General features: G+C 45.2%; 13 protein-coding genes. 6 read left to right on the top strand and 7 right to left on the bottom strand.

What is annotated here, in order from left to right; all coding sequences use genetic code 11:
- Positions 1-38: 38 nt before the first annotated feature.
- Both glpD and ACN0W5_RS00700 read right to left on the bottom strand, forming a co-directional pair.
- Positions 39-1,556 (bottom strand): glycerol-3-phosphate dehydrogenase, encoded by a 1,518-nt coding sequence (gene glpD, locus ACN0W5_RS00705; RefSeq protein WP_417452366.1) that lies wholly within the window; start codon positions 1,554-1,556, stop codon positions 39-41.
- Between the two features lie 139 nt (positions 1,557-1,695).
- The gene (locus ACN0W5_RS00700) at positions 1,696-2,466 is read right to left on the bottom strand and encodes a DeoR/GlpR family DNA-binding transcription regulator (RefSeq protein WP_417452365.1); all 771 of its coding nucleotides are present in this window, start codon (positions 2,464-2,466) and stop codon (positions 1,696-1,698) included.
- Between the two features lie 250 nt (positions 2,467-2,716).
- On the opposite strand from ACN0W5_RS00700, the gene ACN0W5_RS00695 reads away from it, so the two are divergent.
- Entirely contained in the window at positions 2,717-3,313 is a 597-nt protein-coding gene (locus ACN0W5_RS00695) for a 2-hydroxychromene-2-carboxylate isomerase (RefSeq protein ID WP_417452364.1), read from the top strand.
- Between the two features lie 79 nt (positions 3,314-3,392).
- Here the strand turns inward: ACN0W5_RS00695 and murJ are convergent, their stop codons facing one another.
- From murJ to ACN0W5_RS00670, 5 genes are all read right to left on the bottom strand, one after another.
- Positions 3,393-5,021, bottom strand: a complete 1,629-nt coding sequence (gene murJ / locus ACN0W5_RS00690; protein WP_417452363.1) for a murein biosynthesis integral membrane protein MurJ — start codon at positions 5,019-5,021, stop codon at positions 3,393-3,395.
- Positions 5,022-5,221: 200 nt separating this feature from the next.
- A complete protein-coding gene (locus tag ACN0W5_RS00685) occupies positions 5,222-5,779 on the bottom strand; it encodes a PAS domain-containing protein (protein ID WP_417452362.1) in 558 nt (185 codons plus the stop codon).
- Between the two features lie 58 nt (positions 5,780-5,837).
- Positions 5,838-8,606 carry a [protein-PII] uridylyltransferase gene (locus ACN0W5_RS00680; protein ID WP_417452361.1) on the bottom strand — a complete coding sequence of 923 codons (2,769 nt, stop codon included), beginning with the start codon at positions 8,604-8,606 and terminating at the stop codon, positions 5,838-5,840.
- A 73-nt stretch (positions 8,607-8,679) separates the two neighbouring features.
- Complete coding sequence (gene mutS, locus ACN0W5_RS00675; protein WP_417453107.1) at positions 8,680-11,325, bottom strand: DNA mismatch repair protein MutS; 2,646 nt, start codon at positions 11,323-11,325, stop codon at positions 8,680-8,682.
- 266 nt (positions 11,326-11,591) lie between these two features.
- Positions 11,592-13,022 carry an ATP-binding protein gene (locus ACN0W5_RS00670; RefSeq protein ID WP_417452360.1) on the bottom strand — a complete coding sequence of 477 codons (1,431 nt, stop codon included), beginning with the start codon at positions 13,020-13,022 and terminating at the stop codon, positions 11,592-11,594.
- A gap of 463 nt (positions 13,023-13,485) precedes the next feature.
- Between ACN0W5_RS00670 and ACN0W5_RS00665 the strand changes: the two genes are divergently transcribed.
- From ACN0W5_RS00665 to pstA, 5 genes are all read left to right on the top strand, one after another.
- The gene (locus tag ACN0W5_RS00665; RefSeq protein ID WP_417452359.1) at positions 13,486-15,777 is read left to right on the top strand and encodes an NADP-dependent malic enzyme; all 2,292 of its coding nucleotides are present in this window, start codon (positions 13,486-13,488) and stop codon (positions 15,775-15,777) included.
- A gap of 187 nt (positions 15,778-15,964) precedes the next feature.
- On the top strand, positions 15,965-17,419 hold the full coding sequence (locus ACN0W5_RS00660) for an ATP-binding protein (protein ID WP_417452358.1): 1,455 nt from the start codon (positions 15,965-15,967) through the stop codon (positions 17,417-17,419).
- A 344-nt stretch (positions 17,420-17,763) separates the two neighbouring features.
- On the top strand, positions 17,764-18,801 hold the full coding sequence (locus ACN0W5_RS00655) for a PstS family phosphate ABC transporter substrate-binding protein (protein WP_417452357.1): 1,038 nt from the start codon (positions 17,764-17,766) through the stop codon (positions 18,799-18,801).
- Positions 18,802-18,906: 105 nt separating this feature from the next.
- Positions 18,907-20,289, top strand: coding sequence for a phosphate ABC transporter permease subunit PstC (pstC, locus tag ACN0W5_RS00650; RefSeq protein WP_417452356.1), 1,383 nt, complete (start codon positions 18,907-18,909; stop codon positions 20,287-20,289).
- The gene (gene pstA / locus ACN0W5_RS00645; RefSeq protein WP_417452355.1) at positions 20,282-21,568 is read left to right on the top strand and encodes a phosphate ABC transporter permease PstA; all 1,287 of its coding nucleotides are present in this window, start codon (positions 20,282-20,284) and stop codon (positions 21,566-21,568) included. Before pstC ends, pstA begins: the two co-directional genes overlap by 8 nt.
- Positions 21,569-21,586: the final 18 nt, after the last annotated feature.

The following is a 21,586-nucleotide window of genomic DNA, read 5'->3' as shown; positions in this document are numbered from 1 at the left end:
ACTCAACTTTATAGTTGGTTTTGTTTTTCTATTTTTGTTTAGCTGGCTTTTGCCAGTTTTTTAATATTCTGCGCCATCCATTCGGATAGTGCTTCCTTGTCTGCTCCCTTGATTCTCAGTCCTAGTTTGCTTCGACGCCACAGTACATCATCCGCTTTCTGCGCCCATTCATGGATCATCAGATAACGCACTTCTGCTTCATAAAGATCAGCTCCGAAATTCTGACCTAAATCCTCTAGCGACGTTGCATTGCCAAGTAAAAGCGAATAACGGGTTCCGTAACTCCGTATCAACCGCTCTGCATGGCTTTTTGTTATAAACGGGTATTCTTTTTGTAGTTTAGAAACTTGTTCAGTTGCCTGCTCACACGGGAAATCGCCCCCGGGAAGGGTAGCGCCCTGAGTCCAAGCTCCCCCAATTTCAGGGAAAAATCCAGAAAGTTTTTCAATGGCATGTTCTGCCAGACGACGATACGTCGTGATCTTCCCACCAAAAATATTCAGGGCAGGGGCGCCATCAAGCTCATCAACTTTCAATACATAATCACGTGTTGCTTCCTGTGCCTGGCTTGCACCATCGTCATAAAGCGGGCGAACACCAGAATAGGTATGAACAACCTGATTTGAAGAAATCGACGTTTTGAAATAGCTGTTTGACAGGCGGCAAAGATATTCAATTTCGTCCTGAGAAATTTTAACGTCAGCAGGGTCACCTTGGAAATCTTCATCTGTCGTCCCGATCAGCGTGAAATCCTTTTCATAGGGAATAGCGAAAACAATACGTTTGTCGTCATTCTGGAAAATATAACAGCGATCGTGGTCAAACAGCTTTGGAACAACAATGTGGCTTCCCTTAACCATTCGTATAGAATGATGAGACGAACTTTCCATTTCTTCATTCAGGAACTTCGATACCCACGGACCAGAAGCATTTACAAGAACCTTACCCTTGATGATCTGTCGATCGCCATCATTTGTGCTTTCACAGGTAAGATTCCAAATACCGTCTTTAACTTTGGCATCAACACAACGGGTCCGGCAATGAATATCTGCCCCTTTATCCCGTGCATCTATCGCATTCAAGGCAACCAGACGGGCATCATCGACCCAACAGTCAGAATACTCAAAACCTTTTGCGAACCCTTCTTTCAAAGGAGATCCCGCTTCATCAGTTTTCAGATTTAATCCGTGACTTGCTGGCAGCTTTTTCCGCCCGCCGAGGTTGTCGTACAAGAAAAGTCCAATACGAATAAGCCAACCGGGCCGCTGTGATTTGTTGTGTGGTAAAACGAAACGAAGCGGCCAGATAATATGCGGCGCCATCGCCCAAAGGGTTTCGCGTTCAATTAAAGCTTCGCGGACGAGACGAAACTCATAGTGTTCAAGATATCGTAGTCCACCATGAATAAGCTTGGTACTCGCCGAGCTGGTTGCCTGTGCTAAATCGCTTTGTTCAACAACACATACTGAAAGTCCACGACCCGCAGCATCTCTAGCAATTCCGCACCCATTAACGCCACCACCAACGATGACCAGATCATACGTCTGACCGCTCACAATACCTCCCCAACACAGTACTTACTGAAAAAGCTGTACCGTATGTATTCGAATCTTTCGAAACGAGTTTCCTTTTGGTTTCGTTTTGCACGCTATTCGAAGATTTCAAGGTTCGCAAGTGAAAATTTTTATTACATTTTTATGACAGCTCAGATTCAATAAGGCGGATACCGCTATCCCTACAGATTCTCCTCAGATTTTCGGATTCAAGGCTGTCTGTTACAAAAGTATTAATTTGATCAAATTCTGCGACACGAACAGGGGCGGTTCGTTTTAGTTTCATTTTATCTGCACACAGAATAACGTGGTGCGCGTTGTCAATTATGGCCTGGGCCACTTTCGCTTCCCTTAGATCGAAATCCAGCAAAGACCCATCTTCATCTACCGCCGAGGTCCCGATGATAGCAAAATCCACTTTAAATTGCTTGATAAAATCAACAGCGGTTTCGCCCACGACACCACCATCTGAACGGCGAACCATCCCCCCGGCAATTATAACGTCAATTGATGGTGCCGGACGTAATATATTGGCAACATTTATATTATTGGTAATGACCAGCAGATCTTTCTTACTCAACAGGCACTGTGCAACTTCTTCGGTTGTTGTCCCTATGTTAATAAAAAGAGAGCAATTATCTGGCACCAAATCAGCAGCTGCAGCACCTATTCCTCTCTTCTCATCTTTTGCAATCATGCGCCTTGCGTCATAACGCAGATTTTCGACACCCGCCGCAAAGACAGCGCCACCATGGATTCTTTTCAATATGGCGCGCGCGCAGATTTCATTAAGGTCTTTGCGTATGGTCTGAAGAGATACTTCGAAGCGAGTAGCCAGTTCTTCGACTAAAACACGTCCTTCTTCCCGCGCAAGACCAACGATTTCGCGCTGTCTGGGATTGAGAGTGTCCATTTTAAATTCCCCTGAGCTCATCTTATTATTATATATTGATGACAGTTTAAAATGACCTCAACAAAAACGAAAGCACAAAAGCTTCGTTTTTCAAAAAACGAAACTATTTGTTTCTTGCCTAACCAATTATAATCCTGAATTCTCCTTCTCACAGAAAGATGATTGGACGAAACCAACGTTTAAAACTCTTATCTCAAGATCCTGTTTCTGCCGCGAACACGCAAAAACACCCTTTTAGTAGGACAGAATAATGACCAAAGTTATCGACAATTATCACTTTCTTCTATCTCCTTGGAGCTACCTCGGCATAAAGCATTTCAACCGCGTTGTGGCGAAACACAACGCCATCGTAAATTACAAACCCATATCTGTTATGGACACCTTTGAAGTCATGGGCGGAACGCCACCAAGCAAACGCCACCCATCTCGCATGAAATACAGAATGATGGAATTAAAACGCTGGTCCAAGCATTTAGGTATCCCTATGAATTTTGAACCTGCCTTTTGGCCTGCGGACCAAACACTCGCAGCGCAAATGGTTTACGCAGTTCAAGAAGCGGGTGGAAATGCCGGGGCTTTTAGTGATGCCGTTCTGACGGCAGTCTGGTCACAGGACAGAAATATTGCCGAAGAAGCAACGCTTGCAGAAATTTCTCGCGAATGCGGCTTTGATCCAAATACACTTATTGCCCAAGCGAAAAGTGATGCTATGGCTCAAGCCTATATCAATACGACAAAAGAAGCCCATGACCGTGATGTCTTTGGTTCACCAACCTACGTTTACAACGGTGAAAATTTTTGGGGACAAGATCGCATAGACTTTCTAGATAAAGCCCTAGAAAACTAACGAACATCAGATTAGATCATCCAATGGTGAGTGATAATCCTGCTATCCTTCACCATTGGATTTAAAATATTCCAAATCTTTAAGCTTTACCCCGTCGGAACATCGCTGAAAAATCGGCTGGGCGCACCGCGCCAAGCAAGAGAGACAAAAAAGCATAAACAAGAAGACCAGCGCCGATCAACGCAGAAAGTGCGGCTACTTTCTCATAAAGCTCACCGTCGAACCAAGGACGTAACCAGCGCATCCCGGACCAGAGAACACCCCCCATCACCAGAGAAGAAGCCAGTATTTTTGGTAATCTGGAAACGAATCGTCCATCAAGTTTTAAATGATCCTTACGAACCAGAACAATCCAGAGCATCAAAACATTTACCCAAGAAGAAATAGCCGTCGCCAAAGCGATCCCGACATATTGAATAAACTGGAAAAGTATCAAACTGAGCGCAATATTTATAACTATCGACACAATTGCCAGACGGAACGGTGTTACCGTATCTTCCCGTGCATAAAAAGCAGGCTGTAAGATTTTTACCAACACATATGCAGGAAGACCAGCGGCATAAGCCATAAGCGCAACAGCAGTTGCGTCGCTTGTTTCGCGGCTAAACAATCCCCGTTCAAATAAAGTCACAACAATTGGCCAAGGTATAACAATCAAAGCAATGGTAGCAGGTAGCGTCAACAACAAGGCCATTTCCATACCTCTGTTCATGCTATTCATCGCACCTTTATCATCATTAGCTTTTAATTTTCGCGCTAATTCAGGCAAAAGAACAACACCAAAGGCAATTCCTATCATCCCCAAAGGTAGCTGGTAGACACGCTCTGCATAATAGAGAAAAGAGACGCCGGCTTCCTGAAAAGTCGAAATCATTGTGCCAATAACAACATTAATCTGCATCGCACCAGCTGAAAGCACACCTGGAACCATACGACGCATTAAGGTTTTCACATCGCTCGATAACCTAGGTAATCGCATTCTCATATTCAAACCAGCACGCTTTAGAGAAATAAATAACAAAAGCATCTGGCCGAACCCGGCTGCGGTCACGGTCCACGCCATGGCCTGCCCCGGATCCGGTACCCGCGGAACAATCAAAACCAATGTAATAATAAAAAATACATTAAGTAAAATGGGGGCCGCAGCCGCAGCCGCAAAACGTCCCAGCGAGTTCAACATACCAGAGAAAAGGGCAACAATGACCATAAAGAATAAATAAGGAAAAGTAATCATATTAAGCTGTTCGGCATAGGCCAGCTTAGAAATAAACTCACCAGGTATGGCCAAAGCCTCCCCAAGCCCTTGTGGTTTGAGATTTATGGCTTCTTGAGTAGAAACTTTAAGGGCCCAATCTTCAAACCCTGGTGCCAACGCATATGTCACCCAAGGCATTGATGCCATTGCCCCAAAGGTCAATAATAACATAAAGGTAAACATCACCGCATGAGTCTGTTCTGCAAATGTTTGAGCAGCTTCCCGTCCTTCAGCCTCTACTTTTCCAGCATATAAGGGAACAAAGGCAGCGTTAAACGCCCCTTCAGCAAACAGACGACGAAATAAATTTGGTAATCTAAAGGCGACAAAGAAAGCATCCGCAATTGGCCCCGCGCCGAGAAAAGCAGCGACAAGAATATCACGCACAAAACCAAGAATACGGCTTAACCCAGTAAAACCGCTTACTGTCGCCAGATTACGAACCAAAGACATTCAGATACTCCGCATAGAACTCACAAAGGGAGTTTCACTTCACTACCTGTAAACTCACCCTCATGCCCATACCTTTGTAGAGGAAGCCGTTAGGATTTGGAAGAGGCTGATTTTACAGAGACATAGATACAAAGACATAGAAGATGACAAAGAAGATCTCTGAAGCTTATTGAAAAACTTCTTTCTATCATCTTGTAAACCTAAGATGAAACAGGAAGCGGTGTCCCAAAACCGATATCGATATAGTCTCTTTGATTAACTTTGTGATAATTTAATTGTTTGTCTGAATTTTGATGCCACTCAATGTTCTCAAGCACATCGTCGACAAAAACCAGATAGTGATAATCCCCATTATCTGAGGCAAGGGGATAGCCAACTGTTTCAGAAACATGTGCCAGTCCTGATTCGTACCGACCTTCAAGGATTACCCTCATACCACAGGGAAAAGAAGCCACTTTGAAAAGCTCATTGTAGGCATCATCCCGGCGTTCTTCCGAGACAAATTCAACATAATCTCGTCCTGTTGGATCAAACCCAATACGATCAACGATCCCCGTACCAACCAGACGAAGCCGAGATTGCCCCGGTGTGCTCAAATCATGTATTAAAATATGCGGTAGAATCGCTTTTACTGCCGCAGGATTGAAATCACTTTTCTTTGGAACAGTTTGACCACTTGAATATTTCAGTTCCCACCAATAGTCATGCAACCGCTGACAACGAGGGCTTGTGAAAACCAGTGATGAAACTGTCTTCATATACTTAACTCGCACCTAAACTGACTTACTCCATTCAGTATATCGCAAAGAGAGTTAATCAAGCATTGAACACTTCCAATAATTTTTTCTGAATATTTTTAACTTTTTGTTCTGACGAAACCTTGTCCCCCAAAGCTGATTGAACATAGAAAACATCAACCGCCCGCACACCATAAGTCGCAATACGCGCAGAATGAACCAGCAAGCCCAATTTGGTCAAAGCCTGCGTCAGATAGTAAAGTAACCCCGGTCGATCCTGACCATTAATTTCCAAAACAGTATAGCTTTCACTTGCTTTATTATCGACCAGAACCCGGGGCTTTACCTTTAATGCATTATGAACTCTGCTTGGTAATCTGGTCGGAAGATTCTTAAGTAACTTTGCCGTTTTTAATTCACCCGTTAGAGACTTTTCGATTGCCGTTTCTAACGTTGCCAAACGTTCCGGGTCGTTAATCATCCCTTTGGTATGGGCATCCGCAATATAAAAGCTATCTAATGCCATACCGTTTTTCAGCGTATGAATCGTTGCCCCCTCGATAGAAGCACCAGATACAGCCAAAGCCCCAGCAACCCTGCTGAACAAACCGGGGTGGTCTGCTGTATAGATTGTGACCTCTGTAATTTGGCGATAGGTATCAACACGAACTTCGGATGTATAAGGAGATTTATCGTTTTCTGCCTTGCGAATTAGTTCAGCCCGACGCTTCTGGGTTTCTGTATCTGTTGAAATCCAATAGGAAACTGTTCCAAGCTCGAGATGCTTGGCAACGTCCTGTGCTGGCCAATGGGATAGCTCTTTTGTCAGAACTTCCCACGCCACTTGAATCCTTCTCTCTTGGCCCTCTGCAGCTAATCCACCCGATAAAAGCTCTTCGGTACGCCAATAAAGATCACGTAACAAAGCAGCTTTCCAGGCATTCCAAACATTCGGCCCCACCGCCCGAATATCGGCAACTGTCAACACCAGCAACAACCTTAGACGTTCCGGGGACTGAACGATCTCGGAAAAATCCTGAATGGTTTTAGGATCATCAATGTCCCTAGAGAAAGCTGTTTCACTCATGGTCAGATGATAACGAACCAACCAAGAAACCGTCTCAGTTTCTTCTGGCGTCAGCCCCATACGAGGGCAAATTCTCTGGGCTATTTTAGCACCTTCGATAGAGTGGTCGCCCTGCCTGCCTTTGGCAATATCGTGCAAGAACACGGCCACATACAGCACTTTACGTGACAGAATTTTGTGCACGACCTCACTGGCAATCGGCGCTTCTTTTTTCAGCGTTCCTTTTTCAACCTGATGTAAAATTCCTATCGCAAACAGCGTATGCTCATCCACCGTATAATGATGGTACATATTGAATTGCATCAAAGCGACGACACGCCCGAAGTCAGGAACGAAACGTCCTAAAACACCGGACTCATTTAATCGGCGTAGCGTTTTTTCAGGATCTTTGGGCGACGTCAGAATATTCAGGAACAGGCGGCTGGCGGCTTCGTCCTGACGGACACTTTTTTTAATCAAACGCAGAGATTGGGTAATTTTGCGCAATGCTGCAGGATGGATATCTAAATCGTGTTTTTGGGCGACATGGAAGATACGTAACATCTCCACAGGATTTGTTTCGATTGAATCATCCTGACGAAAAGTCAGACGATCTCCCTCTAAACGAAACTTTTCGATGGAACGTTTACGCTTGAGAAAAGGAAGTGGCAGACGGAAACCCGATCTACGATTATGTTCTGCTTCCAAAGCTGCACAGAAAATACGTGTGAGACCACCAACCTCTTTTGCGACGATAAAGTAATGCTTCATCATCCGCTCAACACCCTTGGTTCCGGCGTGATCAGTATAATTCATCCAATCTGCAAGGTCACGCTGCACATCAAATGACAAGCGTTCTTCAGGTCTGTTGGTCAAATAATGTAATGCACAGCGTAAGGACCACAAAAAAGACTGTGCTTTGGCAAACTGACGAACTTCCTGTCGGGTGAAGATTCCTCGCTCCGCAAGACTGGAAATATCGTCGACCTGATATATAAATTTCGCAATCCAGAAAAGGGTATGCAAGTCTCTTAATCCGCCTTTACCCTCTTTGATATTTGGCTCCAGCGTATAACGGGACCCCCCGACTTTTTTGTGGCGCTCACTTCGTTCTTTAAGTTTTTGTTCAATAAATTCAGCCCCATGACCAGAGCGAACAACCCGGTCGTAAGTTTTTCTGAGTTTAGTGTATAGCGCGTCATCTCCACAGAGATAACGGGCCTCAAGAATGGCTGTATTTATTGTTAGATCAGAAAGAGAGCTTCGGATGCATTCCTTTACGTTGCGAACGGAATGGCCAACTTTGAAGTTTAGATCCCACAGAAAATAAAGCATGGCCTCAACTACCTGCTCTGTCCTGGGAACACTCTTGTAAGGTAACAGAAACAGTAAATCGACATCAGACTGCGGTGCCAATTCTCCGCGACCATACCCCCCAACTGCGACAACAGCAAAGGTTTCGCCTTTGGAACGCGACCCAATCGGATACATTTCTTCATCAACAAATTTAAAAACAAGCTTCAGAATTTGATCAACCAGAAAACAGTTCGCACGTACAACCATTGTTCCAGAAGACTTTTTATCAAATCGCTTGCGGACCTCAGCATGCCCTTCTTGTAATGCATCCCGTAAAAGTGCGAGAACTTTATTACGTTTGACCTGTCCCGCTTCATCAACAGCACATATTTCAACTATCGCAGCTTCAAGCTTAGAAGCAGGAAAAATAGCCGTTTTGTTCTTTACGTCCTGATGATACGCATAATCGAGAGATGTTATCGGCATGCCGTCCTGCTTTTATACCTTGTGTTATTATTTAATGTCCCCTGGATTTTTGAAACTTTAGGAACAATAGAAGCTACTCTTTACCAACCGCCTTAAGTTCATAAAGTAAATCCAGTGCCTGACGAGGCGTTAGATCGTCCACATTTATTTCACTTAAACGTAGGTCAACACCGGAAGCATTTTGATCAACGACTGCTTCTGCCGTCGTTGTTGGTAAACTGGCAAAGAGAGGGAGGTCTTCGGCAAGATGTGTCAAATTCCCTGCTTGTCCGTCTTTTTCTAATGTCTCCAGAACCTGCTCTGCACGGGTAACCGCGGCAACAGGCAATCCGGCCAGCTTGGCCACATGAATCCCATAGGATCGATCCGCAGCACCATGCGTAACCTCGTGCAAGAAAACAACTTCTCCCTTCCATTCTTTCACACGCATGGAGTGGCAAGAAAGTGATTTGAGCTTTGATGTTAAACTGGTCAATTCATGATAGTGGGTTGCAAATAAGGCACGTGATTTATTGGTTTCATGCAGGTGCTCAACACAGGCCCATGCGATAGACAAACCATCATATGTAGCTGTACCACGCCCAATCTCGTCAAGAATAACCAATGATCGCTCTGTCGATTGATTGAGGATAACAGCCGTTTCCACCATCTCGACCATAAATGTAGATCGCCCGCGGGCCAGATCATCAGCCGCGCCAACACGACTGAACAAACGATCGATAGATCCGATATGTGCTGCCTCAGCCGGCACGAAAGATCCCATCTGCGCCAAAACCGCAATCAATGCATTCTGCCTGAGAAAGGTTGATTTACCAGCCATGTTAGGTCCCGTAATCAACCATAAGCGCTGGTGATCTTCTAACGAACAGTTATTGGCCACAAAAGGCCCCTCGGACGTTTTGGACAAAGCAGCTTCCACAACAGGGTGGCGCCCGCCAATCACATCAAACGCCAGACTGCTATCAACTTTAGGACGATTCCAACGCTCACTAACAGCGAGTTCCGCCAAAGCGGCATTAACGTCCAACTCTGCGAGAGTACGTGCCGCCAAAGCAATCTCATCAGCTTGTTCCACAACTTTATCAACCAGATCGTCATAAAGTTCCAACTCAATAGCCAAAGCCTTACCAGCAGCACCTGAAATTTTTTGCTCAAGATCAGAAAGCTCGACCGTGGTAAAGCGCATTGCAGAAGCAAGCGTCTGACGGTGGATAAATTCTGAGTCAGCATCGGTATTAACTTTGGAAGCGTTTGTTGGACTGACCTCAATAAAATAACCAAGAACGTTGTTATGTTTGATCTTCAGACTATTAACACCCGTAATTCCGGCATATCTTGCCTGAAGCCCCGCAATTAACTTACGGCTATCATCTCTCAGTTGTTTATATTCATCCAGATCAGGCGAAAAGCCTAGGGCGATAAACCCGCCATCCCGGGCGAGCAACGGCAAGTCTTCTCGTAAAGCGCGTTGAAGCATATTACAGAGTTCCCGGTGGTCACCCAGTTTCTCAATGCAATTTTTTATACCCTCAGGCAGGCTATCCAACTGTACCCCACCCAGCATCGACTTTAATTTGCCAGCTTCTGACAAAGCATCCCGAATACCAGCAACATCACGCGGCCCCCCGCGTCCGACGGTTAAACGGGACAAACCGCGCTCAATATCAGGGCATTGACGAAGACTCGCGCGCAAGTCTTGGCGAAGGCCATCTTCTTCGACAAACCATGACACTATATTCAGACGACGAGAAATCGCTTCAGGCTGCGTTAAAGGGGCCGCTATACGCGCCCCTAATAATCTGGCCCCCGCACCAGTCACCGTCCTGTCGATTGTTGCGAGCAGGCTTCCCTTGCGCCCCCCCGTCAATGCTTGGGTCAGTTCCAGATTTCGTCGGGTCGCTGCGTCAATTTCCATAACCGCATCACTACGGATCCGCTTGGGCGACGACAAACGGGGCAGTTTGCCCTTTTGTGTAAGTTCAACATAATCAAGCAAAGAGCCTGACGCGGCCACTTCAGCCCGAGAGAATTCGCCAAAAGCATCAAGCGCCTTTATCGAAAACACATCCTCCAAACGACGGCGGGCGTTTTCGCTATCAAACCGCGATGATGGAAGCGGCGACAAAACGGACCGCCATTCATTAACCACATCAGCTAGCTCTTCACGCAAAAACAATCGTTCTGGTAGCAGCAGCTCACCGGGATTAAGCCGCGCCAACGCGGCAAGAAGGACGCCATTTATATTTTTGTCCGAAGCTGCCAAAGGCTGGGTATAAAAATCGCCCGTGGACATATCCAGCCAAGAAAGTCCGTAATCACCAGCCGCATCAGTTAAAGCCGCCAGATAGTTGTGGCTTCGTGCATCAAGAAGTTCATCTTCTGTAATTGTTCCCGGCGTAACAAGACGAACAACGCCGCGCTTTACAACAGACTTTGCCCCACGCTTTTTGGCTTCAGCCGGATTTTCCATTTGTTCGCAAATCGCAACCTTAAACCCTTTGCGAATCAAACGAGACAAATAACCTTCTGCCGCATGAAAGGGAACACCGCACATGGGGATATCATCACCCTTGTGATGTCCCCGCTTGGTCAGGGTGATATCCAAAGCTTCCGACGCCTGCACAGCATCTTCAAAGAAAAGTTCGTAAAAATCGCCCATACGATAAAAGAGCAAAGAATCAGGATGATCTTCTTTGATTTCAAGATACTGCGCCATCATAGGCGTTACTTTTTCAGTAGACTTGACCTTTGATGCAGCCTTGGAGGTTGACCCAGATTGATCTGCCTTTTTGCTTCCCTCATGACCAGAGAGCACAGAGTTTGGAGTTTCTTGGTCTTGGTCGCAAGGTGCGGTTGTTGTTATTTCAGTCACAGAAAGGCAATACTCAAAAAAGAAAACAGGGTGGGGAAAATAACACACTCGCATTGCTGAGCAAAGAATGCTTACCCGATTTTCGTTTTTAAAATTTTTGAGCTGTCAGCAGTCTAATTTACCTGCTTTTTCACGCTCATGTCAGTACGTTTAGACGGGAAAACCAACGTAACTTTGGTTCCCTTGTTGAACTCGCTCTCTAAAATAAGCTCACCATCGTGTAATTCCATCAACGTTTTCGACAGGGGAAGACCCAGACCGGTTCCTTCGTGTTGCCTTGTAAGGTGGCTATCAACCTGAATAAAAGGTTTCAAAACTTCCTTAATTTTTTCTTCAGGAATACCTATACCTGTATCTTCAACAGAGATAACTATTTGGGTTTTTTCATTCAACCAGGCCGACAGAACAACTTCTCCACCTTCGGGTGTGAACTTCACTGCATTACTCAACAAGTTCAACAACAACTGCCGTAATCTGGTATTATCACCGAGAAGATAAGGACAATTAGGACTGACATTTGATTTCAACGTTATCAGATTACGTTCAGCACGATTATTTACAATTTTCAGGCACGCAGATACGGCCTCCTCAATATCAACAACTTCTTCGACCAAACTAAGTTCGCCGGCTTCAATTTTTGACATGTCGAGAATGTCATTGATAATTTCCAGCAACAACGATCCACTGCTATAAATATCTTCCGCATAGGCCTTGTATCTAGGTTCCTGAATTTTCCCGAGCATCTCGTATTTGATCATTTCTGAAAAACCAATAATGGCATTCAACGGCGTTCGCAGTTCATGACTCATATTTGCCAAGAAATAGGTCTTTGCCCGGTTCGCGGCTTCCAACCCTTGCACATAAATCAGCTGCTGTTTTTCATGTTGTTCCAGCTTATCAATCATCCGGTTATATCCATCAATGAGCTCACCGACCTCATCTTCGGACGTTACAGGGATTTTATGACGAAGTTCTTGCTTATCGAAGGATGCAAAACCTTGGCCCAAGTCCTGAATTGGTTTGATCAAATAACGTCGGGTTGCAAAGAAAAGAACGCCTGAGAGACCAAAAACAACAAGGATGCCTTCGGGAATCTCATCCACAAAATTGTTCCACAGCTTTGTGGATATATCCGTATAGGCAACAACAAGAATAAACTTACCAATTTTTCGATTAACAAAGGGATCCTCATAAATAATATCGAGGGTATAGCTTCTATGCGTTTGCAGAATTGTATCTGCGACTTCTTTTTTCGCTATTAAATTGTCTTTTTCATCATAGACCTCAGCCCTATAAACTTCAGAGAATTCAATAAGGCTGCCTAAATGCGATTCAATTGCTTCCAGATCAAAATTCCAAAGATACCCTGAAACGACATTAGCCTGAGTCGATGCCAAATTATGCCACTGTTCAGAAACCATGGTCTGTTCTTCTTCGAAATCCAGATAGCTATCCACAAAAGATTCGACCATCGTGGCAATAAGAACAGCAGGAACAATAAGATATAATAACTTGGCATTAATTGTTTTTGCAGATTTAAACATAAGAAAGACCTGCAAAGCCACTTTGTTTACAAGCCAAGCTCTCAATTGTATTTAACGTTATGCCCTCAATCATCGAGGCTTTATATCGCTGAAAAAGAGTCTGCATAAATATTCCGAGCCAATGCCAAGTAATTTACCAACAAAGATTAAATGCTTTCTTCTATACACACTCAAGAGAAGATCTTCTTAACAATAAGATAGAATTACTTAACTCTCTCTTATCAAAACGCGATTTGCTTATTTCTTTTACCCTTATTTCGCGTCAGTGAAAACAATCAGCTGCGCATGTCGCTAATTTAATTAGCTCAACGAGGACTTTTTTGAACAATTTCTCTTCCAATTGGCATTTTTGCAATGCAGTATATCCTTAAGAACCGCTTAACAGGTTTCATTCATATCAAAACAAGACCAAAATCACCCTGACGACGACACTTAATTTATTATTATAGCGGAGAGCAGACCCGTGCCTAAGCACAATTCCCGAACCACCGACGCAGATGCGCTGGACTTTCATGCCTCGGGACGTCCCGGAAAACTGGAAATCAAAGCAACCAAACCCCTCACAACACAACGAGATTTGTCCCTCGCTTATTCTCCTGGCGTTGCTGTGCCTTGTTTGGAGATCGCCAAAAATCCCGCCGCAGCTTACGACTACACCGCCAAGGGAAACCTTGTTGCCGTAATATCTAACGGTACTGCTGTGCTCGGCCTAGGTAACCTTGGTGCCCTTGGTTCAAAACCTGTGATGGAAGGTAAAGCAGTTTTATTTAAACGCTTTGCAGATGTTGATGGCATTGATCTCGAAGTCGATACCGAAAACGTTGATGAATTCGTCAACTGTGTTCGCTTTTTAGGGAAGACTTTTGGCGGGATTAACCTTGAAGATATAAAAGCGCCAGAATGTTTTATCATTGAACAAAGACTTCAGGAACTCTTGGATATTCCTGTTTTCCACGATGATCAACACGGGACCGCGATTATTGCCGCAGCCGGCTTGTTAAGTGCCATTGATATCACCGGTAAAGACCTGAAAAAAATCAAGATGGTCGTGAACGGTGCGGGATCAGCAGGTATTGCCTGTACCGAGCTTGTCAAAGCACTCGGCGTTCCCCATGAGAATATCCTGCTTTGCGATACAAAAGGCGTTATTTATCAAGGCCGTGAAGCAGGGATGAATCAATGGAAATCAGCACACGCCGTACCAACAGATGATCGCACGCTCGAAGACGCCATGAGCAACGCCGATGTGGTTTTTGGTCTTTCTGTCAAAGGGGCTTTTTCCCCTGAAATGATTAAAAGCATGGCACCAAACCCGATCATCTTTGCTATGGCAAACCCGGATCCAGAAATTACCCCCGAAGATGTCGCCCAAGTCAGGGACGATGCGATCGTCGCAACAGGCCGTTCTGACTATCCAAATCAAGTTAACAACGTTCTTGGCTTTCCCTATATCTTCCGCGGTGCACTTGATGTTCGCGCATCCAGTATCAACATGGAAATGAAGGTTGCGGCAGCAAAGGCACTGGCCGAACTGGCACAAGAGGACGTGCCTGATGAAGTCGGAAAGGCCTATGCAGGCAGACAGCTGAAATACGGACGGGACTATATCATTCCAGCACCTTTTGATCCTCGTCTTGTTGCCGTTATTCCACGAGCCGTTGCCGAAGCGGCAATGGAAAGTGGTGTTGCCGGTAAAAATATCGAAGACCTAGATGCTTATGAACGCGAGCTTTCTGCGCGTCTGGACCCCGCTGCAACAACATTTATGCGTATTGCGCAAAAAGTACGTAGCAACCCAAAGCGTGTTGTTTTTGCTGAGGGCGAGGAAGAATCAGCCATTCGTGCAGCGGTAACCTATTACAATGCAGGATATGGTACACCGTTGTTGGTTGGTCGCGAAGAAACCATCAAAGATACAATGCAACGACTGGGTATCAATGGAGACTTCATTGAAATCCACAATGCCAGTATTTCCGAGCACCGTGAGCGCTATACCGATTACGTGTACAACCGCCTGCAACGTAAAGGAAAACTCTACCGTGACTGCCAGCGCATGGTTAATCAAAACAGGAACATCTTTGCCTCCTGCCTTGTAACTGACGGTATTGCGGATGCCATGGTCACAGGCTTGACTCGTAGCTTTGCCGTATCGCTTGATGATGCAATGAGGGCAATCAATTGCAAACCTGGCAAACGTGCTATGGGCATGTCGATGATGATCATCGATGGTAAAGCCATATTCGTAGCAGATACATCAGTCAACGAAGTGCCAACCTCTGAACAACTTGCCGATATTGCCGTTCAGGCCGCATCACATGTTCAGGCCATGGGTTACGAGCCACGAGTTGCCTTTTTAAGCTTTTCTAACTTTGGCAATCCAACCCGGGAAACGACAACACGCATCAGACGTGCGGTTTCTGTACTTGATACAATGAATGTCGGTTTCGAATACGAAGGCGAAATGCAAGCCAACCTTGCCTTGGACTTTGATCTCCAAAAAAGATTGTTCCCTTTCTCTCGTCTCAGCGGGCCTGCCAATATTCTGATTATGCCAGCACTTCATTCTGCCAATATTACCACCAAGCTTATCCAAAAAGCAGGTGGCAGTACGGCCGTTATTGGGCCAATGCTGGTAGGTCTCGAAAAACCAGTACAGATTGTTCCTATGGGCGCAACCGTAACCGACCTTGTGACCATGGCAGCATTGGGAGCGTATGAATCCATTACAAATGAGATGGAAGAACCCTTTCTCTGATTTGAGAAATTGAACATATTTGTTACGGTTTTATGAATTCATCAGTGGCTTCTGGATTTACACAACCAGAAGCCGCTTATTTTAAACGATTTTCATAACCGTCTTCAAACTGTCATGAAGGCAAGTTAAGTATAGGCGGAAATCACGACTTACTTTCCGTATTATTCGCTAACACAATTGGGTCAACATGCCAGTTCGCCAGGACAAATATAATCGACTATTTACGTCGTCTCTCATTTTATCATCCCCGGCCATTGCCGTCCTGTTTGCGCTCGTTATCCTTCATCTCATGGTGTGGCAAGCAGCGCTGATATCCGGTTTACTCATACTTGTTGGCACCAGCTACATTCTGAATAGCCATTACAGTCACGTCGAACGTCTGAAAGAATATATTACTGCCCTTCGTCAATTGAAGGGTCGGGACCCTCTACCAGAACCGCCATCTGCAGCGGGTAGTTTTCTGTATCCCGAACTTAATTCAACCTTGTCTCGCATGGCACAGGAACGACAGCAATACAGACGCCAACTAGAAGATGTTACGGATGGTAACGAAGCAATTCTACGCTCCCTACCAGATCCCTTGATCATGCTGGGCACGAAAAGAAAGATTATCCGTGGCAACCCGGCAGCTGAAACAATATTTGAGGATAAATTAGCCGGAAAAGAACTCTCAACAGTATTGCGGAATCCATCCATCCTCAACACCATTGATGAACTTGAAAAAAGCCAGAAAGATATTTCCAGATTCGTCGATTTTAAAATTCACGGGCGCGTTGAACGCTACCTCCAAGCACGCATTGCGCGTATGCCTGAACAGACCTGGGACGGTACAAAGGTTATTATTAGCCTTCACGATTTAACATCGGCAAAACGCGTTGAGCAAATGCGAGAAGATTTTGTCGCCAATGTCAGTCATGAACTTAAAACACCATTAGCAAGTTTGATGGGTTTTATCGAAACACTCAAAGGCCCAGCCAAAGACGATCCTGACGCACAGCAAAAATTCCTCAAGATCATGCAAGATCAATCAGAACGTATGTCCCGCTTGGTATCTGATTTATTATCTCTGTCTAAAATCGAGCTGCTTGAGCACACACCGCCAACCAGCGTGACTGATTTGAGCGTGGCCATGACCACAATCATCGAGGGACTGCACACACAAATTCAAAATAAAAATATTACCATTCGCCGAGACATGGATGATGTTATTCCTGTTCTTGGAGACACAGAAGCCCTGACACAGGTTTTCCAGAACCTTTTAGAAAACGCTGTTAAATACGGGCATCAAGGAACGACCGTAACGATTCGCTGTAAATCTTACGGCCCCGGTAGCCAAGGAATGCGTCGCCTCGGGCGACCGTCCGTGGCAATATCTATCATTGATCAAGGGGATGGTATTCCCCGGGAACACATACCGCGCCTGACAGAACGCTTTTATCGTGTTGATGCCGCCAGATCGCGCGAACTTGGTGGCACTGGCCTCGGCCTTGCCATCGTAAAACACATCGTCAACCGCCACCGCGGTGTTCTAACAATCGACAGTGAAGTTGGACGTGGGTCAACATTTACAGTTTACTTACCTCAAGCTGCGATTAGAGAAGGGCAACGCAAACCAATTAATGTGAGCGAAGTCAATTTCTGACCATAGACATTCTTGTTAAAGATCGTGTTATTTAACAAAAGCTTCAAATTAAGAGATCCTAGCGCTTCCCTAGGATCTCTTTTTTAATTCCATGTTTTTTCTCTAAATATCAGCATTTTAATAAAAATAAAATTTAAGATTTTTTGATTTTTCGCCCAAATGAACGTAACAAAATTGTCACGATAGAGTCACAGAACTATAGCTCTAGCCCGATATGTTTTGCCTCGCCGAATGATCGGCAGCGCATATTATCCCAGTGACGGTAAAAACAGTTCACGCAGAGGGGATCCCGTAAAATCGGGATATGCGTACCTTGAGATTTATTAACGCTATATAGCGGAGACATGAACGTGATTAAAAAAGTTCTCACTGCGACAGCACTAGCTGGAATGATGATGGCAGTAGCTGGCGCTGCTCAAGCACGCGACCAGATCCGCATCGTCGGTTCTTCTACAGTTTTCCCATTCTCAACAACAGTTGCTGAAACATTCGGTAAAACAACCGGTTTCAAAACGCCTGTTGTTGAAAGCACCGGTTCTGGCGGTGGCATGAAGCTTTTCTGTGCAGGTGTTGGCGTTGAACACCCGGATATCACAAACGCTTCTCGCCGTATCAAAGCTTCTGAATATGAAAAGTGCACCAAAAATGGTGTTTCCATCACAGAAGTAAAAATCGGTTTTGACGGTATCGTACTTGCAAACTCTAAACAGAGTGACCGTCTGACTCTGACTAAAAAACAGATCTTCATGGCTCTTGCTAAGCAGGTTCCTGTTGACGGTAAGTTGGTTGACAATCCATATCAGAAATGGAGCGACATCGACTCAAGCCTGCCAAACAGCAAGATTGAAGTTCTAGGCCCGCCACCAACATCCGGTACACGTGATGCATTTGTTGAGTTGGCTATGGAAGGCGGCGCAAAGAAATTCGAAAGCCTGAAAGCCCTTCGTAAAAGCGACAAGAAAGCTTTTACAACAGTCGCTCACACACTCCGTGAAGATGGTGCCTATATTGAAGCTGGTGAGAATGACAACCTGATCATTCAAAAGCTTGAAGCCAATCCACAGGCTCTAGGTGTTTTCGGTTTCAGTTTTCTTGACCAGAATGCTGATAAAGTTCAGGGATCCATCGTAGATGGTGCTGAGCCAACATTCGAAAATATTGCTGCTGGTGACTATGGTGTGTCTCGCTCTTTGTACTTCTACGTGAAAAAAGAGCACGTAGGTTCTGTACCTGGTATCCAGGAGTTTGTTAACGCTTTCACAAACGAAGATGCTTGGGGTGACGAAGGTTATCTTGCTGACAAAGGTCTGATCCCGCTTCCTGCGGCTGATCGTGAGCAAGTTAAAAACTCTGCCCGTGGTCTTCAATCTTTGAGCATGTAAGCTTATAAGACTAATCTGGAAAGCTGGTGACTTGATATCAAGTCACCAGCTTCTGGTAAGTTCAGTTTAAAATAAAAGTGGGTTCCCTTACGGGTATATAATCAAATGGAACAGTTGGCTCTCTTTTTCGCTTTGCTTTTCCTCACAGTACTGGGCTTTATCCTGGGAAAAGGGCGGGCAGTAGCGTTATCTGGTCATTCAGATCAGCCTCTGCATTCTAGACTACCCTACTACGGCCTATACACCGCCTTGTGGTGTGGCCTACCAAGCCTTCTTATTATGGCTGGCTGGATGATTTTTGAGCCGCAAATTGCAGAAATGCTTGTTGCCTCACAGTTAAGAGAGAGCAATGGCTCTATAACACCGGATCAACTAACGCTTTACATTAATGATGTTGTAAACCTTGCTTCTGGTGGTATTTTAAGCCGTGAACCAGATGTAGCCCTGTTATCAGCAGCAGATAATTATTCACTCTTTAGGCAAATCAGCTATTTCGCTATGGCTGTTGTTGCGATCGCCTTTTCATTACTAGCTTTATATACAAGTCTCAAAAAAATTAACCCGGAATTGAGAGCAAGAAATCAGGTTGAAAAAGTTATCTCAATCATCATGATGGTCTCGTCCCTGATTGCTATTCTGACGACAGTCGGCATCGTCTTCTCCCTGATCTTCGAAACACTACGATTTTTTGACAAAGTACCTTTCTTTGATTTCCTTTTCGGCACGCACTGGAGCCCACAAACGGCTCTACGAAGTGATCAGGTTGGTGGTTCAGGTTCTTTCGGGGCAATCCCACTTTTTGCCGGGACTATGCTAATTACCTTCATCTGTATGGTTGTGGCTATACCTGTCGGTCTTTTGTCTGCCATCTATATGTCTGAATATGCAGGTAAGAAATTTCGAGCCTTTGCGAAACCAGTTCTCGAAGTATTGGCAGGTATTCCAACGGTTGTTTATGGTTTTTTTGCAGCTCTAACCGTTGCACCTTTCTTTCGTGACAGTGGCACCCTTCTAGGACTAAGCGTCTCATCAGAATCAGCTTTGGCGGCTGGTATGGTTATGGGCATCATGATCATTCCCTTTATCTCATCACTTTCAGATGATGTGATGAATTCTGTCCCCCAATCACTCAGAGACGCATCTTATGCCATGGGTGCGACGAGATCCGAAACTATTACCAAAGTGATTATTCCTGCGGCTCTTCCTGGTATTGTAGGCGCCATACTTCTTGCGATGAGCCGAGCAATCGGCGAAACAATGATTGTCGTCATGGCAGCTGGTCTTGCCGCAAACTTAACGGCCAACCCTTTGGAAGCAGTTACCACCGTTACGGTTCAGATTGTTACCCTTCTCGTAGGTGATCAGGAATTTGATTCTGCAAAGACACTCGCTGCCTTTGCGCTGGGATTACTGCTCTTTGTTGTCACCCTTACTATGAACGTTGTGGCCCTTAAAGTGGTCCGTAAATATCGTGAAAAATATGACTGATAACACGCCACATCTCAAAATAAATCCCAGCTTGCTCAAGCGACGCAACGCGGCTGAAAAACGATTTCGTTTTTATGGTCTAGCTGCTGTCATGACGGCTGTGCTTGTCCTCTGCCTTCTGCTCACGTCTATTATTTCCAAAGGCTACACAGCTTTTCAGCAGACCTATATTCTAATGGACATCCGACTTGATGCTGAAACCATTGATCCTAAAGGAACCAAACGGGTAGAAGACCTCGCGGCTGCCAGTTATAAAGGGTTACTGCGCAGTGCACTAAGAGAACAGTTTCCTGGAATTGAAGGCCGTAAAGCCAAACGAGCTCTTTACGGAATCGTCGGATCATCAGCAGAATTCGATATCCGAAACGCTGTTCTCGACAACCCAAAGTTGGTTGGAACAACCGCAACCATTGCCGTCAAATCGTCAGATGATGTTGATAGCTTTTACAAAGGTTATATTCCGCGAGATGTTCCAGAAAGCAACCGCAAGATTAAGGACCGCGAACTAGCCTGGCTTGATACTCTGTTCGAAGATGATCGCATTATAAAAAAATTCAATGTTGATTTCTTCACCAATGGCGATTCGAGAGAGCCCGAAGAAGCTGGTATTCTCGGAGCTGTAATTGGCTCACTATATACCTTGGCAATTACGCTGGCACTTTGCTTCCCAGTAGGTGTTCTAACCGCCATTTATCTGGAAGAGTTTGCTCCGACAAACAAGTGGACAGATCTTATCGAGGTAAATATCAACAATCTTGCCGCAGTCCCATCCATCGTCTTTGGACTTTTAGGTCTTGCTATCTTCTTGAACTTTATGGGATTACCAAGATCTGCGCCGATTGTTGGCGGTATGGTTCTCGCCCTGATGACCTTGCCAACCATTATTATTGCATCCCGTGCCGCACTTAAGGCTGTACCACCATCCATTCGTGAAGCCGCCTTGGGCATTGGCGCCTCAAGAATGCAAACTGTTTTCCACCATGTGCTCCCCCTCGCAATGCCAGGTATCTTGACCGGAACCATTCTGGGTATGGCACAGGCACTTGGTGAAACCGCCCCACTTTTGATGATCGGTATGGTTGCCTTTATCGCAGATATCCCAGGATCAATGAGTGATGCGGCCACTGTCCTTCCCGTACAAATTTATCTTTGGGCAGATAGTCCAGAACGTGGATTTGTCGAAAAAACATCAGCAGCAATTATGATACTGCTGGCCTTTCTCATCGTCATGAACGCAATCGCAGTTATTTTGCGGAAACGCTTTGAGCGTCGTTGGTAAGCAAGGAATAATAGGAAT

The organism is Kiloniella sp. (assembly GCF_048270245.1).
Taxonomy (GTDB): Bacteria; Pseudomonadota; Alphaproteobacteria; order Kiloniellales; family Kiloniellaceae; genus Kiloniella.
Note: the sequence above shows the minus strand (reverse complement) of the source record. Positions and strands in the feature narration are given on the sequence as shown.

Bases quoted from the DNA above. Each gene is read 5' to 3' on its own strand.
- ACN0W5_RS00700 (WP_417452365.1), bottom strand. From the start codon at position 2,466: ATGGACACTCTCAATCCCAGACAGCGCGAAATCGTTGGTCTTGCGCGG.
- ACN0W5_RS00695 (WP_417452364.1), top strand. From the start codon at position 2,717: ATGACCAAAGTTATCGACAATTATCACTTTCTTCTATCTCCTTGGAGC.
- murJ (WP_417452363.1), bottom strand. From the start codon at position 5,021: ATGTCTTTGGTTCGTAATCTGGCGACAGTAAGCGGTTTTACTGGGTTA.
- ACN0W5_RS00685 (WP_417452362.1), bottom strand. From the start codon at position 5,779: ATGAAGACAGTTTCATCACTGGTTTTCACAAGCCCTCGTTGTCAGCGG.
- ACN0W5_RS00680 (WP_417452361.1), bottom strand. From the start codon at position 8,606: ATGCCGATAACATCTCTCGATTATGCGTATCATCAGGACGTAAAGAAC.
- mutS (WP_417453107.1), bottom strand. From the start codon at position 11,325: ATGATGGCGCAGTATCTTGAAATCAAAGAAGATCATCCTGATTCTTTG.
- ACN0W5_RS00670 (WP_417452360.1), bottom strand. From the start codon at position 13,022: ATGTTTAAATCTGCAAAAACAATTAATGCCAAGTTATTATATCTTATT.
- ACN0W5_RS00660 (WP_417452358.1), top strand. From the start codon at position 15,965: ATGCCAGTTCGCCAGGACAAATATAATCGACTATTTACGTCGTCTCTC.
- ACN0W5_RS00655 (WP_417452357.1), top strand. From the start codon at position 17,764: ATGAACGTGATTAAAAAAGTTCTCACTGCGACAGCACTAGCTGGAATG.
- pstC (WP_417452356.1), top strand. From the start codon at position 18,907: ATGGAACAGTTGGCTCTCTTTTTCGCTTTGCTTTTCCTCACAGTACTG.
- pstA (WP_417452355.1), top strand. From the start codon at position 20,282: ATGACTGATAACACGCCACATCTCAAAATAAATCCCAGCTTGCTCAAG.